Source organism: Streptomyces caelestis (assembly GCF_014205255.1).
Lineage (GTDB): Bacteria > Actinomycetota > Actinomycetes > Streptomycetales > Streptomycetaceae > Streptomyces > Streptomyces caelestis.
This window is the reverse complement of record NZ_JACHNE010000001.1, coordinates 5,996,371-6,010,971: the sequence shown is the minus strand read 5'-3', so window position 1 is coordinate 6,010,971 and position 14,601 is coordinate 5,996,371. Positions and strand designations below refer to the sequence as shown.

At 71.8% G+C, this 14,601-nt stretch carries 11 protein-coding genes and 1 pseudogene; 5 read left to right on the top strand and 7 right to left on the bottom strand.

Translation table 11 applies throughout. The features are described from left to right. Positions 1-6: 6 nt before the first annotated feature. Entirely contained in the window at positions 7-2,853 is a 2,847-nt protein-coding gene (gene glgB / locus HDA41_RS27720) for a 1,4-alpha-glucan branching enzyme (protein WP_184988326.1), read from the top strand. A 146-nt stretch (positions 2,854-2,999) separates the two neighbouring features. After that, a complete protein-coding gene (locus tag HDA41_RS27715; RefSeq protein ID WP_184988323.1) occupies positions 3,000-3,467 on the top strand; it encodes a hypothetical protein in 468 nt (155 codons plus the stop codon). Positions 3,468-3,532: 65 nt separating this feature from the next. On the opposite strand, the gene HDA41_RS27710 is transcribed toward HDA41_RS27715, so the two are convergent. The 4 genes and pseudogenes from HDA41_RS27710 to HDA41_RS27695 all read right to left on the bottom strand — a co-directional run bounded on the left by HDA41_RS27710 (position 3,533) and on the right by HDA41_RS27695 (position 7,238). Continuing rightward, the gene (locus HDA41_RS27710; protein WP_230299440.1) at positions 3,533-5,794 is read right to left on the bottom strand and encodes a HelD family protein; all 2,262 of its coding nucleotides are present in this window, start codon (positions 5,792-5,794) and stop codon (positions 3,533-3,535) included. Positions 5,795-5,936: 142 nt separating this feature from the next. Continuing rightward, positions 5,937-6,251 carry a thioredoxin family protein gene (locus HDA41_RS27705; protein ID WP_184993783.1) on the bottom strand — a complete coding sequence of 105 codons (315 nt, stop codon included), beginning with the start codon at positions 6,249-6,251 and terminating at the stop codon, positions 5,937-5,939. Next, positions 6,248-6,699, bottom strand: a pseudogene (locus HDA41_RS27700) (MerR family transcriptional regulator). The gene HDA41_RS27705 and the pseudogene HDA41_RS27700 overlap by 4 nt, the downstream one beginning before the upstream one ends. Before the next feature lie 29 nt (positions 6,700-6,728). Next, positions 6,729-7,238, bottom strand: coding sequence for an Lrp/AsnC family transcriptional regulator (locus HDA41_RS27695; protein WP_221511613.1), 510 nt, complete (start codon positions 7,236-7,238; stop codon positions 6,729-6,731). Between the two features lie 45 nt (positions 7,239-7,283). Here HDA41_RS27695 and HDA41_RS27690 point away from each other — a divergent pair, with 45 nt between their 5' ends. Further along, a complete protein-coding gene (locus tag HDA41_RS27690; RefSeq protein ID WP_376706822.1) occupies positions 7,284-8,198 on the top strand; it encodes an NAD-dependent epimerase/dehydratase family protein in 915 nt (304 codons plus the stop codon). Between the two features lies 1 nt (position 8,199). Continuing rightward, on the top strand, positions 8,200-9,090 hold the full coding sequence (locus HDA41_RS27685; protein WP_184988317.1) for an aldo/keto reductase: 891 nt from the start codon (positions 8,200-8,202) through the stop codon (positions 9,088-9,090). A 6-nt stretch (positions 9,091-9,096) separates the two neighbouring features. Here HDA41_RS27685 and HDA41_RS27680 read toward each other — a convergent pair whose 3' ends face one another. Beyond that, entirely contained in the window at positions 9,097-10,593 is a 1,497-nt protein-coding gene (locus tag HDA41_RS27680; RefSeq protein ID WP_184988314.1) for an AAA family ATPase, read from the bottom strand. Between the two features lie 14 nt (positions 10,594-10,607). After that, positions 10,608-12,281, bottom strand: a complete 1,674-nt coding sequence (locus tag HDA41_RS27675; RefSeq protein WP_184988311.1) for a DHA2 family efflux MFS transporter permease subunit — start codon at positions 12,279-12,281, stop codon at positions 10,608-10,610. Between the two features lie 109 nt (positions 12,282-12,390). On the opposite strand from HDA41_RS27675, the gene HDA41_RS27670 reads away from it, so the two are divergent. After that, positions 12,391-13,008 carry a TetR/AcrR family transcriptional regulator gene (locus tag HDA41_RS27670; RefSeq protein WP_184988308.1) on the top strand — a complete coding sequence of 206 codons (618 nt, stop codon included), beginning with the start codon at positions 12,391-12,393 and terminating at the stop codon, positions 13,006-13,008. A gap of 115 nt (positions 13,009-13,123) precedes the next feature. Here HDA41_RS27670 and HDA41_RS27665 read toward each other — a convergent pair whose 3' ends face one another. Beyond that, positions 13,124-14,515, bottom strand: coding sequence for a cation:dicarboxylate symporter family transporter (locus tag HDA41_RS27665; RefSeq protein WP_184988305.1), 1,392 nt, complete (start codon positions 14,513-14,515; stop codon positions 13,124-13,126). Between the last annotated feature and the right edge of the window lie 86 nt (positions 14,516-14,601).

Below are 14,601 nucleotides of genomic sequence, written 5' to 3'. Positions count from 1 at the left end.
CCGCCCGTGACCCCCCGTCCTGAGTCCAGCGGTTCCCGTCCCAAGGGGACGGCCGGGGAGAAGATCCCCGAGCAGCCCACGGCCGCCCAGAAGAAGAGTGCCGCGAAGAAGACGGCGGTGCCGAAACAGGCCGCCGCCAAGAAGGCGACGGCCCCCGCGAAGAAGGCCGCCGCCAAGAAGACGCCCGCCGCGCAGTCACCCGCGGCGAAGGCCACGGCCAAGAAGACCGCCCCGGCCAAGACGACCGCGAAGAAGGCCGTCGCGAAGAAGGCTGCGGAGAAGAAGAAGGCCGTCGCGAAGAAGGCGGCTCCTGCGAAGGCGACCGCGACGAAGGCCACGGCCGAGAAGGCGGCCCCGACGACGGTCGCCCCCGAGAAGGCGGCCCCGACGAAGACGGCCGCCAAGAAGACGACGGCGAAGAAGACGACGGCGAAGAAGGCCACAGCCACCAAGGCGACGGCCACCAAGGCGACGGCCAAGAAGGCGACAGCCGTGAAGGCGGTCGCCAAGAAGGCCACGCCGGCGAAGGCGGCAGCCACCAAGGCCACCGCCGCCAAGGCACCCGCCAAGAAGGCGCCCACGAAGAAGGCCACCGCCAAGAAGGCCACCGCCGGGACGGCCGCCGCAGCCCCGCCCCAGACCACCCCGCCGGAGATGGAGATCGCCGGCTCCCCCGCCCTCGGAGCGCCGGACCGGGAGCGGCTGCTCAACGGCACGCACCACAACCCGCACTCCGTGCTCGGCGCACACCCCGTGCCCGGCGGGATCGCGTTCCGGGCGTTCCGGCCGTACGCCCTGGCGGTGACCGTCGTCGCCGGGGAGGTGCGGGCGGAGCTGGACGACGACGGGGAGGGGTTCTTCTCCGGGCTGCTGCCGCTGCGGGAGGTCCCGGAGTACCGGCTGCTCGTGGAGTACGAGGGGACGGTCCTGGACACCGAGGACACCTACCGTTTCCTGCCCACGCTGGGTGACCTCGACCTGCACCTGATCGGTGAGGGCCGGCACGAGGAGCTGTGGACGGCGCTGGGCGCGCACCCGATGACCCACCAGGGCGTCACCGGCACCCGGTTCTCGGTGTGGGCGCCGAACGCGCTCGGCGTGCGCGTGGCCGGCACCTTCAACTTCTGGGACGGTACCGGCCACGTCATGCGGTCGCTGGGCTCGTCGGGCGTGTGGGAGCTGTTCCTGCCGGACATCGGCGAGGGCGAGCTGTACAAGTTCGAGATCACCCGCCCCGACGGCTCGAAGACGATGCGCGCCGACCCGCTCGCCCGCCGCACGGAGGTGCCGCCCGCGACCTCGTCGGTCATCACGTCCTCCCGGTACGAGTGGGGCGACGCCGAGTGGCTGGCCCGGCGCGCTCAGGCACCGGCGCACGAGGCCCCGTTCTCCGTGTACGAGGTGCACCTGCCGTCCTGGCGGCCGGGGCTGACGTACCGTCAACTGGCGGAGCAGCTCCCGCGGTACGTGAAGGACCTCGGCTTCACGCACGTCGAGCTGATGCCGGTCGCCGAGCATCCGTTCGGCGGCTCCTGGGGGTACCAGGTCACCGGCTTCTACGCGCCGACGGCCCGGCTGGGCACGCCCGACGACTTCCGGTTCCTGGTCGACTCGCTGCACCAGGCCGGCATCGGCGTGCTGATGGACTGGGTGCCCGCCCACTTCCCGCGCGACGACTGGGCGCTCGCGGAGTTCGACGGCCGGCCCCTGTACGAGCACGCGGATCCGCTGCGGGCCGCGCACCCCGACTGGGGCACGCTGGAGTTCGACTACGGGCGCAACGAGGTGCGCAACTTCCTCGTCGCGAACGCCCTGTACTGGTGCGAGGAGTTCCACATCGACGGGCTGCGCGTGGACGCGGTGGCGTCGATGCTCTACCTCGACTACTCGCGCGAGCCGGGCCAGTGGACGCCCAACGAGCACGGCGGCCGGGAGAACCTGGACGCGGTGGCGTTCCTCCAGGAGATGAACGCCACGCTCTACCGCAGGGTGCCCGGCGTGGTCACGATCGCCGAGGAGTCGACCGCCTGGGACGGCGTCACCCGGGCCACCCACCACAAGGGCCCGAGCGGCTTCGGCGGGCTCGGGTTCGGGCTGAAGTGGAACATGGGGTGGATGCACGACTCGCTCCAGTACATGAGCCACGAGCCGGTGTACCGCAAGTACCACCACCACGAGATGACGTTCTCGATGGTGTACGCGTACAGCGAGAACTACGTCCTGCCGATCTCCCACGACGAGGTCGTGCACGGCAAGCGCTCCCTGGTGTCGAAGATGCCGGGCGACTGGTGGCAGCAGCGCGCGGGCCACCGGGCGTATCTGGGCTTCATGTGGGCCCACCCCGGCAAGCAGCTGCTGTTCATGGGGCAGGAGTTCGCCCAGGGCGCCGAGTGGTCCGAGGTGCACGGCCCGGACTGGTGGCTCCTCGATCCGGGCTACGGGGCCGAGCCGGAGCACCGGGGCGTGCGTGATCTGGTCCGCGACCTCAACACGGTGTACCGCGCGACCCCGGCGCTGTGGCGGCTCGACACGGACCCGGCCGGTTTCGAGTGGGTGGTCGGAGACGCCGCCGACGACAACGTCCTGGCGTTCTTGAGGCTGGACCCGGAGGGCAACCCGCTGCTGTCGGTGTCCAACTTCGCGCCGGTCGTCCGCCAGGACTACCGCCTGGGCGTACCCGAGGACGTCCCGGCCTGGCACGAGGCGGTCAACAGCGACGCCGCCTGCTACGGCGGCAGCGACGTCACCAACCCCGACCCGGTCAAGCCCGAGGCCCAGCCCTGGCACGGCCGCCCGGCGAGCATCCGGCTGACCCTGCCACCGCTGTCGACGGTGTGGCTGCGCCCGGCGTAGGCGGGGTGTGACACCACTGTGACGGGAGGAGTGGCTTCCGTCACAGACCGTCGGCTCGGGCCCTGGTGGGGTGGCGGCATGCGCCGAGCCATCCCACTTCCCGCGCCGCTTCCCGCCGTTCCTCCGCACGGCGGGGAGGGACGGACGTGCTGATCGGTCTCGGTATCTCCGCCGCCTGTGCCGTCGGCGCGCTCATCGCCGCCGCGGGAGTCCTCGCGATGGCCCTTCCGGGCCGGCCCGAGCCCTGGCCGCGGCATCTGCTGGGCCGTGCGGCGGCCATGGCCGCGTGGGCGGCCGTGTCCGTCTACTCCCTGGGGCTCTTCACCGTCTGGGACTCGGAGCAGGCGTTCAGCGACGGCACGGCCTCGGTCCCGGCTCCCGCCTGCCTCGACGGCTTCGACCCGGCCACGGTCCAGGGCCTCACCCACCACCGCTCCTCGTACCTGCCGCTCCGCTTCGACTGCGTCCGCGACGACGGCACGGTCTACTCCAGCGACTCTTTCTACGGGTGGATGAACTGGGCGTCCCTGTCCTGCGCCCTGGCCGCCGCCCTGTTCTGCGTCGGCGCGGGCTACGCGACCGAGCTCCGCGCCCGGAAGGCGGCGGTGTCCTGACCGGGAAGGTCCTGGGAATCTCGCCCGGAGAGGACACCCCGAGGCGGCTCGGCGAACCGCCGCCCTTACCCGAAGTGCTCGGACAGGGCCTTCGGCAGCTCCCCGGTGTGCAGCACGCCGAGCCTCTGGGTGGCCCGGGTCAGGGCCACGTACAGGTCGCTGGTGCCGTAGCGGCCGGGCTCGACCACGAGGACGGAGTCGAACTCCAGGCCCTTGGCCTGGCGCGGGTCGAGGAGGACGACCGTCCGGGTGAGGTCGGGTTCGGCGCCCGCCGTCACGCCGTCCAGCCGGGCCGCCAGGCCTCGGTGGAGGTCGCGCGGGGCGATCACCGCGAGCCGCCCCTCGGCGGGGGTGAGTTCCCCGACCGCCTTGGCGACGGCGCCGGGGAGGTCGTCGGTGGCCCGCGCCCAGGGCCGTACGCCCGTGGAGCGGACCGAGCTCGGCGGCTCGAACTCCGGGTGCTCGGCGCGGACCACGGCCGCGGCGACGTCCATGATCTCGGCCGGGGTGCGGTAGTTGACGCCCAGCCGCGTGTGCTCCCAGCGGTCCTCCACGTACGGGGCGAGGATGCCCGCCCAGGAGCCGACACCGGCCGCCTCCGCCGTCTGCGCGGGGTCGCCGACCAGGGTCATCGAGCGGGTCGGGCTGCGCCGCATCAGCAGCCGCCACGCCATCGGCGACAGCTCCTGCGCCTCGTCGACGATGATGTGCCCGAACGCCCAGGTGCGGTCGGCGGCGGCGCGCTCGGCGGCACTGCGGTGGTCGTCCTCCTCGTGCCGTTCGGCGAACCGCTCGGCGTCGATGATGTCGTGCGCGGAAAGCACCTCGGAGGACTCGGGGTCGTCCTCCTCCTTGTCCTCGAACTCGTAGGTCCGGGAGGCGTACGACACGTCCAGCACGCCCTGCGCGTAGGCGATCTGCCGCTCCCGCTCGCGCTGCGCGCGCTCCCGGGCCAGCCGGTCGTCGTCGCCGAGGAGTTCGGCGGCCTCGTCGAGCAGCGGCACGTCGGCGACGGTCCAGCGCCGGGTCACCGGGCGGCGTACGGCGTCGGCGTCCTCGGGGGACAGGAACTCCTCCGGCGCGGCGAGGAAGTCGGCGACGAGCCGCTGCGGGCTCAGCAACGGCCACAGCTGGTCGATGGCCGCCCACACCTCGGGGTTCTCGGCGAGGTCGTCGCGGATCTGGGTGATGTCGCTGGGGTCGAGCAGGCTGGACCCGTCGAACGGGTCGGTGCCGATCCGCTCGGCGTACAGCTCGGTGAGGGTGTTGAGGATGTGCCCCTCGAAGTGCTCGCGGGCCGCGTTGTGCGGCAGCTTCGCGGCGCGGGTGCGCTCGCGGGCGACGTTCACCAGGCCGTCGTCCAGCATGAGCACTTCGCGTTCGTGCTCGACGGCGATCACCGGGTCGGGCAGCGCCTGCCGGCTGCGCACGACCTCGGCGAGGACGTCGGCCATCTCGGCGCGGCCCTTCACGGCGGCGGCCTCGGGCGTGTCGGTGGCGGTCGCCTTCACGCCGGGGAACAGTTCGCCGACGGTCGCGAGGAGCACGCCGGTCTCGCCGAGGGAGGGCAGCACCTCGCCGATGTAGCCGAGGAACGCCGGGTTGGGCCCGACGATCAGCACCGCCCGCTTGGCGAGCAGCTCCCGGTGCTCGTACAGCAGATAGGCGGCGCGGTGCAGGGCGACGGCCGTCTTGCCGGTGCCCGGGCCGCCCTCCACGACGAGCACGCCACGGTGCGGGGCGCGGATGACGCGGTCCTGGTCGGCCTGGATGGTCTGCACGATGTCGCTCATCCGGCCGGTGCGGGCGGAGTTGAGCGCGGCGAGCAGCACCGCGTCGCCGGACGGGTCCTCGTGGCCGGTGCGGGTCTCGTCGCCGAGGTCGAGGATCTCGTCGTGCAGGTGGGTGACCCGGCGGCCGTCGGTGGCGATGTGCCGCCGGCGCCTGAGGCCCATCGGGGTGTGGCCGGTGGCCAGGTAGAAGGGGCGGGCGACGTCGGCACGCCAGTCGATCAGGACCGGTGTGCGGTCGGCGTCGTCCCTGCGCAGGCCGATGCGCCCGATGTGGTGGGTCACGCCCGAGGTGAGGTCGATCCGGCCGAAGCACAGGGAGCCGTCCACCGCGTTCAGCGCGGCGAGCAGCCCGGATCGCTCGGCGACGAGGATGTCCCGCTCCAGTCTGGCCTGCATGGGGGTGTTGCCCTGCGCGAGCGCGTCCGTGACGGAGGTCTCGGTGTCGCCGCGCAGCGCGTCCACGCGCGCGTACAACCCGTCGATGAATTCCTGCTCCTGCCGCAATTCATCGTCCGGAAATTCGGTGTTTGACAATTCCGCTCCCGCCCGGATATACTGTGCCCACTGAACTTAACTGTGACGTCAATCGACTTGAAGTCACGAACAGACAAATATACGCAAGGAAATCCCCCGAGCGCAATTGCTCGGGGGATTTCCTCGTTTCCGGGCGCGGCGCCTACAGCACGTCGGCGAGCTCCTCCAGCAGCCGCCGCTTGGCCCGCGCGCCCACCATCGACTTCACGGGCTCACCGCCGCGGAACACCATGAACGTCGGCATCGACAGCACCTTGTAGGCGTTCGTGGTCTCCGGGTTGGCGTCCACGTCGAGCTGCACCACCTTCAGCCGGTCGCCCTCCTCGGAGGCGAGGGCTTTCAGCACCGGCCCCATCTGCCGGCAGGGCGGACACCAGTCGGCGGTGAACTCCACCAGCACCGGCAGGTCCGCGCCGATCACCTCCGCCTCGAAGTCCCCGTCCGTCACGTCGATCACCACGTGTGCCTCCCCAACTCGCACCGCGGCTCCGGGCCACCCGGAGCCTCCGCCTCGGCGGCCAGCTCGGCCCGCGCCAGCTGCCGGGCGACCGTCTCCCGCACGGCCGTCAGCTGGCCGAGCAGGGAGTCGAGTTCGTCCAGCTTGCGCCGGTAGACCGCGAGCGAGGCCGGACATGTGTCGCCCTCGGGGTGCCCGGCCCGCAGACACTCCACGAAGGGCCGCGTCTCCTCCAGGTCGAACCCGAAGTCCTGCAACGTCCTGATCTGCTCCAGCAGCTTCAGGTCGCCCTCGTCGTACGCCCGGTACCCTCCCCCAAGCTCTCGGCTTCGCTCGAGCAGGGGGGACCCCCATCCTCACGCCGCGCGGGCAACAGCCCCCGCGACTCGTAGTACCGCAGCGTCCGCGTCGTGGTCCCGGCCCGTGCGGCCAGCTCGCCGATTCGCACGCCGTCGAACGTAGTCCTTGACGCCGACGTCAAGGCAACAGCGGTTTGCGCTCCACCGGGGAGGTCAGCACGATCGACGTCGTCGTGCGGCCCAGTGCGGAGACCGCCTCCAGCACCTCCTCCAGGTGGACGGTGTCCCGGACGGCGGCCTTGAGGATCCAGCAGTCCTCGCCGACCACGTGGTGCACCTCGGTGATCTCGGGCCGCTCGATCAGCTCCAGGGTTCTGGGGTGCTTGAGGGTGTAGCCGCCGTGCGGGTCGACCCGGATGAACGCCTGGATGCCGTAGCCGAGCCGGGCCGGCACGACATGGGCGCCGTAGCCGCTGATCACGCCGGCCGCCTCCAGTCGCCGTACCCGCTCGGTGACCGCCGCGGGGCTGAGCCGGACCCGGCGGCCCAGCTCGCTGAGCTTGATCCGGCCGTCGGTCTGGAGCAGCTGGAGGATCTGCCGGTCCAGCGCGTCGAAGGCCACCGAGGTTTCGTCGGCGGCGGCGCGCGGATGCCGTGGTTCTTTCGGTACGGCGGCCTGAAATCCCATGGTTCCCCCTTCAGGGCGTAGCGGTACGCCGGGAGAATTATGGTCATGGAAAAGGCCCGGGAAATACTGGTCATCGGCGGGAACCGCTACGTCGGAAAGCGTCTGATCGCACGACTGCTCGCCGAAGGGCACCACGTCACCGTGCTGAACCGGGGTTCCTCCCCGCCGCCGGCCGGGGTGGACCATCTGGTCGCCGACCGGGACGACGAGCGGTCGCTGACCGGCGCGCTCGGCTCGCGCCTCTTCGACGTCGTCGTCGACCAGGTCTGCTACACCCCCCGCCAGGCGGCCCTCGCCCGTCGCGTCTTCTCCGGCCGTACCCGCCGCTATGTGATGACCTCCACGGTCGAGGTGTACGAGTACGAGGACTCCCCCGCCCTCGTGCGCGAGGAGGCCGTCGACCCGGCCACGGTCACCGTCGACCTCGAACTGCCCTGGGACGATCCGGCGTTCCTGGAGGCCAACTACGGGGAGGGCAAGCGGCAGGCCGAGGCGGTCCTCGCGGCCGACGGCCCCGTGTTCCCGTACGCGGCGGTGCGGGTGGCCCATGTGCTGGGCGGGGATGACGACTTCACCGGGCGGCTGGCCCACTACGCCGAGCGGATACGCGCCGGCGAGCCGATCGCCGTGCCGGTGGTGAACCGGCCCGCCACGTACGTCCACGTCGAGGAGATCGGCCGCTTCCTGGCCTGGGCGGCGGGCGAGGACTTCACCGGGCCGGTGAACGCCGCCTCGCGCGGGACGCTGACCACCGGGGAGCTGTGCGAGGCCGTGGCCGCGCACGTCCCGGGCGGCCGGACCGTGTTCCGGCCCGTCGAGGTCGGCGAGGTCTCCCCGTTCTCCTTCCGCCGCTCCTACGGCATGGACAACGCCCGGGCCGCCCGGCTCGGCTTCACCTTCACCGACGCCCGGCAGTGGCTGCCGCGTGCCGTCGCCGAGACGCTCGGGAAGGACGACTGACATGCGGTACAGAACACTTGGCGGGCTGCGGGTGAGCGCGGTCGGGCTCGGCGCGATGCCGCTGTCCATCGAGGGCCGGCCGGACGAGAAGCGGGCGATGGCCACCGTGCACGCGGCGCTCGACGCGGGCGTGACCCTCCTGGACACGGCCGACTCGTACCATCTGCCGGGCGCGGAGCCCGGCCACAACGAACGTCTGCTGGCCCGCGCGCTGGCCGCCTACGGCGGGGACACCTCCGGTGTGCTGGTGGCGACGAAGGGCGGCCGTGGCCGCCCGGCCGGCGGCGACTGGACGGTGAACGGCTCCCCGCGCCACCTCAAGGCCGCCGCCGAGGCCTCCCGCAAGCGCCTCGGTGTGGAGGCGATCGGCCTCTACCAGCTCCACAAGCCGGACCCCGACGTGCCCTTCGAGGAGTCGGTCGGCGCCCTGCGCGAGCTGCTCGACGCGGGCACGATCCGGCTGGCCGGGGTGTCCAACACGGACGCGGACCAGATCCGCCGGGCGCGGGAGATCCTCGGCGAGAAGCTGGTGTCGGTGCAGAACCGGTACTCTCCCGCCGTCCGGGACAGCGAGCCGGAGCTGCGGCTGTGCGCGGAACTGGGGCTGGCGTTCCTGCCGTGGAGCCCGCTGGGCGGGCTGGCCCGCAGTTCCCTGGACGGGCCGTCGCGCACCGAGGGCAGGGATCGCCTGGCCGCCTTCCACGAGGTCGCGGCGGACCTCGGCGTCAGTCCCCAGCAGGTCGGCCTGGCCTGGCTGCTGGCGCGCTCCCCCGCCGTCGTCCCGATCCCGGGGGCGAGCCGGCCGGAGACGGCCAGGGACTCGGCGGCCGCGGCGGACCTGCGGCTCAGCTCGGAGGAACGGGCGCGTCTGGACGAGGCCGCCGGGCCCTGAGGCCGGTTACTCGAAGGTGTCGTCGTCCTGGGACGTCTCCGCGTCCTCGGCGCCCCGCACCCCGAGCAGTCGCCGGGTCAGCCGGTCGTGGTCGGAGAGGAGTTCGCCGAGGGCCGCGCGGACGTCCTGCGCCTCGGTGCGGGGTGACTCGCGCTCGGCGGCGATCAGGACGGACCGGCGGACGAGTTCCTTGGTGAAGGAGGCCGTCGTGCCCTCCGTGCGGGCCACGACCTCGTCGGTGATCTCCTGGCCCAGGCCGAGGCCGGAACCGTACAGGCCGAGCAGACGGGCCCGGCCGTCCGCGTCCGGCAGGGGGATCTCCACGGCCAGGTCGACGCGTCCGGGGCGCTGGGCGAGGGCCGGTTCCAGCAGGTCGGCACGGTTGGTGGTGAGCAGGAAGGCGACATCGGCGTCGTCGCCGAGGCCGTCCATCTCGTTGAGGACCTGAAAGAGCAGCGGCTGCTCGCCACCGCCGTGGTCGCGGGCCTCGGCGATCAGGTCGCAGTCCTCCAGGACGACCAGCGCGGGCTGGAGCATCCGGGCCAGGGCACAGGCGGGGCCGATGGCCTCGATGCTCGTCCCGGACAGGACGACGACCGTGAACCCGGGCAGGCGGGCCAGGAGGTAGCGGATGGTGTGGGTCTTGCCGGTGCCGGGCGGGCCGTAGAGCAGCAGTCCCCGGCGCAGGTGCTGGCCGGCCGCGCGCAGTTGCTCCCGGCGCCGGGCCACGCCCACGACCTGCCGCTCCACCCGCTCCAGGAGCCCGTCGGGCAGCACGATGTCGTCACGGGTGAGTCCGGGCCGGCGGTGGAAGCGGAACGGTCCCAGGCCGGTGCCGAACTCCGAGCCCTCGAAGGACAGGATCTGCCCCCGGAAGATGTTGAGCTCGCGCACCAGCACGTCGATCTCGGCGAGCAGCCGGTCGGCGAACTCCTTCGCCCCGGCCAGCACCTCGATCTCCACCTTGTCGCGCCCGTACTCGTCCTGCGGTCCGCGCAACAGCACGGCGAACCGCTCCTCGCCCTCGGCCCCGAGATAGAAACCGCAGGAGACGCAGGCGAGTTCGGCATCGGGCGAGACCGGCAGCTGGGCGTAGTCGACGGCCCCGACGGTGAACCGGTCGTACCGGTCGGACGCTTCGAGGATGTCGCCGAGCGTCAGGTCACCGTGGTGCTGGGCGCCCCGCATCCCGATGAGCTCGTACGACCGCCCGTCCCCGCCGAACCAGCGCTCCAGCGCGAGATGGACATGGGGCAGGTCGTACGACGGGTAGGCGGCCTTGACCACGGGCCGGTCCCCCGGAGTGGAGCCCAGGTGCTCACGGAGCCGCCGGGACAGATCCCGGCTGCCGTCGCCGTCCCGCCGCTTCGGCCGGGCCACCGCCGTCAGGAACTCGTGGAACAGCCCGCTGATCTGCTCCATGGACAGAGGTGACGCCTCCCGCTCGGCCCCGTACCGCGCCCGGTACTCGTCCGAGCTCATGATCTCGAGCCCCTCCGCCATACGCCCTCCGTTCGTCAGCGGGCACCGACGGACTCCGCCTGCCTGCCCTCCTCGGCAGACTCCTCGACGGCCTTCCCCCTGCCCGGCAGCAACAGCGCCACGGCCACCGTACCGACGCCCAGCACCACCGCGCCGACCAGACTGGTGTGCGCGACCGCGTCGGAGAAGGACGCCCCCACCGCGTCGGCCATCTGCCGGGCCCCGTCGGCCAGTTGCCCGGCCTGCGCCTTGAGCCGCTCCGCCTGCTGCGGGTCACTCGTGTGCGCCGCCTGCTCGGCCAGCTGCCGCGCCTTGTCCCCGAGCCCCTGGGCGACGGCATACCCGGCCCCCACCGAGTCCTGCGCCGTCTCCAGCGAGGAGGCCGGAAGCCCCCGGCCGGCCGTCGCGTCCGAGAGATGGCCGGAGTACGACGTGGCCAGCAGCGAGCCGAGGACGGCGATGCCGAGCGAGCCGCCGAGCTCCAGCGACGTGTCGTTCACCGCACCGCCGACGCCCAGCTCGGACTCCGGGAACGCCCCCATGATCGCGTCCGTGCAGGGCGACAGCGCCAGCCCGATCGCGAGGCCGAGCACGATCAGCGGCGCGACGAAGTCGCCGTACGACGACCCGGAGTCGACCTGGGTGAGCAGCGCCAGGGCCGCCGTACCGCCGACCATGCCGGCCGTGACGGTCCACTTCATGCCGACCCGCGGGGTGAGCCAGCCGGTGAGCGCGGAGCCCACGAAGACGGCACCGGCCAGCGGCAGCATGCGCAGGCCCGTGTCCAGGGCGTCGTAGCCGAGGACGAACTGGAGGTGCTGGGTCAGGTAGTAGAAGGCTCCGAAGACGGCCAGGAAGAACAGGGCGACGGCGAGGTTCGAGCCCGCGAAGCCGCGGTCGGTGAAGCGGCGCACGTCGAGGACGGGACGCGGGTGGCGCAGCTCCCAGAGCACGAAGGCCACGAGCGCGACGCCCGCGACGACGGCCGCCGTGACGGCCTTGGCGCCCCAGCCGAAGTGCGGACCCTCGATGATCATGTAGACGAGTGCGCCGATCCACACCACCGACAGCAGTCCGCCGCCGTAGTCGATACGCCCGTGGTGGCCGGCCCTGGACGGCGGTACGAGGACGAACGCGCCGACGATGGCCAGGACGGCGACGGGGACGTTGATGAGGAACGTCGACGACCAGCCGTGGTGCTCCAGCAGCGCCCCGGCGACCAGCGGACCGGCCGCGATGGCGAGCCCGGCCGTGGCGGTCCACAGGGTGATGGCCTTGGCGCGTTCGGCGCGCGGGAAGGTCGCCGCGAGCAGGGACAGCGTGGCGGGCATGATCATCGCGGCGCCGGCGCCCATCACGGCACGTGCGGCGATCACCGCGGTGGCGCTGTCGGCGAGGTAGCCGGAGACGGCGCCGCCGCCGAACACGACCAGCCCGAGGACGAGCGCGCCCCGGCGGCTGTACTTGTCACCTATCGCGCCGAGCAGCAGCATCAGCGCGGCGTACGGGACGGTGTAGCCGTCGATCACCCATTGGAGGTCGGCGCTGGACAGGCCGAGATCCTCGGTCATGTCGGGCGCGGCGACGGTGAGGGCGGTGTTCGCCATCACGATGATCAGCAGGCTCAGGCAGAGCACGAGCAGCGCCCACCACCGCCGGGCGTAGGGGCGGTCCATCCGCTCGGCCGGTTCGGTCATGACGAGTCGCATGGCAGAGGTCGCCTTCCTCACTGACTTGCACAGGGGTGTGCATTTGCACAACGCTGTGCAATGTACGCCGTTGCACAGCGCTGTGCAAATCGATGGAGGAAGGGGCACAATGGCGGCCATGACCACGGGCACCACCAGCCGCGCCGACGCCAACCGGCGCCGCATCCTCGACGTCGCCCTCGGCGAGCTGCTGCGCGACCCCGACGCGTCCATGGACCAGATCGCACGCGCTGCGGGCGTCGTACGGCGGACGGTGTACGGGCACTTCCCGAGCCGCGAGGCGCTGATCAGCACGCTCGTCGACGAGGCGGTTCAGGCCCTGTCGGCCGCGCACGCGGCGGGCCGCGAGGGCGTGCAGGATCCGGCGGAGTCCGTGGCCCGCTCGGTGCTGGCGGTGTGGGAGCTCGCCGACCGCTACCGGCTGCTGATCGCGCTCGCCCAGCGCACGGTCACCATGCAGGGCATCAGGGAGCGGCTCACCCCGGTCCGGGAGGCCGCCACCGGGGTGCTCCGGCGCGGCCTCGACGAGGGCGTCTTCAGCTCACCGCTGCCCGCGCCGGCCCTTGCCTACGTGCACGAGCAGATTCTGGTCGCGCTGATGGAAGCGGTGAACGACGGACTCGTGGCAGCGCGAGAGGCGGGCCGCTGCGCCGCGGTCACGGTGCTGACCGCGGCGGGCGTGCCCGCCTCGAGGGCCACCGAGCTGGTGGCGAAGCTGAACGATTGATCTCGTCTGCGTACGGCTGATCGTACGGATGGTCTTCTCTGCGTACGGACCGGGCGGCTGAGCGACGGGGGGACACTCAGCCGCCCGGAGTCTCGCGGGGCGCGGCGCGGGGCCGTCAGGCCTTCGCCAGCTCCTTCTCGCCGCCCTGCTCGGGCACCTCGACGTGGTCCTCGGCCGGACCGCCGTGGCCGTCGTCCAGCAGCGTCTTCTCGTCGAAGGGGATCTGACCGGCGAGGACCTGGTTCACGCGGTCCTTGTCGATCTCCTTCGTCCAGGTGCCGATCAGCACGGTGGCCACGGCGTTGCCTGCGAAGTTGGTCAGCGCGCGGGCCTCGCTCATGAAGCGGTCGATGCCGACGATGAGGCCGATGCCGTCCACCAGGGCCGGCTTGTGCGACTGGAGACCACCGGCCAGCGTCGCGAGGCCCGCGCCGGTGACACCGGCGGCGCCCTTGGAGGCGACCAGCAGGAAGAGCAGCAGCGGGATCTGCTCGCCGATCGACATCGGCGTGCCCATCGCGTCGGCGATGAACAGGGACGCCATGGTCATGTAGATCATGGTGCCGTCGAGGTTGAAGGAGTAGCCGGTCGGGACGGTGATGCCGACCACCGGCTTGCTGACGCCCAGGTGCTCCATCTTCGCGATGAGCCGCGGCAGCGCGGACTCGGACGAGGACGTCGACAGGATCAGCAGGAACTCACGGCCCAGGTACTTGAACAGCGTGAGGATGTTCAGGCCGGAGATCACGCGCAGCAGGACGCCGAGCACGATGAAGACGAAGAGGAAGCAGGTGACGTAGAAGCCGAGCATCAGCACGGCGAGGCTCTTGAGCGCGTCCAGGCCGGCGGAGCCGGTGACGGCGGCGATGGCACCGAAGGCACCGATCGGGGCGGCCCACATCACCATGGCGAGGATGCGGAAGACGAGCCGCTGGATGTGCTCGATACCGCGCAGGATCGGCTCGCCGGCCGAGCCCATGCCCTGGAGCGCGAAGCCGGCGAGCAGGGCGATCAGCAGGGTCTGGAGGACCGACTCGTTGGTGAAGGCGGAGACGATCGTGGTCGGGATGATGCCGAGCAGGAACTCGGTGGTGTCCTTGGCCTCGGCGTCGACCTGGGCGTGACCGGCGTCCTTGATCGCGTCGGTCACCGCGAGGCCGGTGCCCGGCTCCAGGATGTTGCCGACGACCAGACCGATGCCCAGCGCGACCAGCGACATGATCGTGAAGTAGACCAGGGCGATACCGCCGACGGCACCGACCTTGGCGGCCTTCCGCACCGAGCCGATACCCAGCACGATCGTGCAGAAGATGATCGGCGAGATCATCATCTTGATCAGGTTCACGAAGCCCGTGCCGATCGGCTTCAGCCCGACCGCGAAGTCGGGTGCGGCCAGACCCACCGCGATACCGGCTGCGACTGCGATGATCACCGCGATGTAGAGATAGTGCGTGCGGTCCCGCTTGGCTTTTGGTGCGGCAGGTGCCGTATCGGCTGCGCTGGTCACGGCGGCCCTCCTTGACGACGTCGTCGGCATCACCGGCGTGCGGCTCACGTCCGGGAAAAAGGGAGCGGGGCTCCCGGAGATGCGTT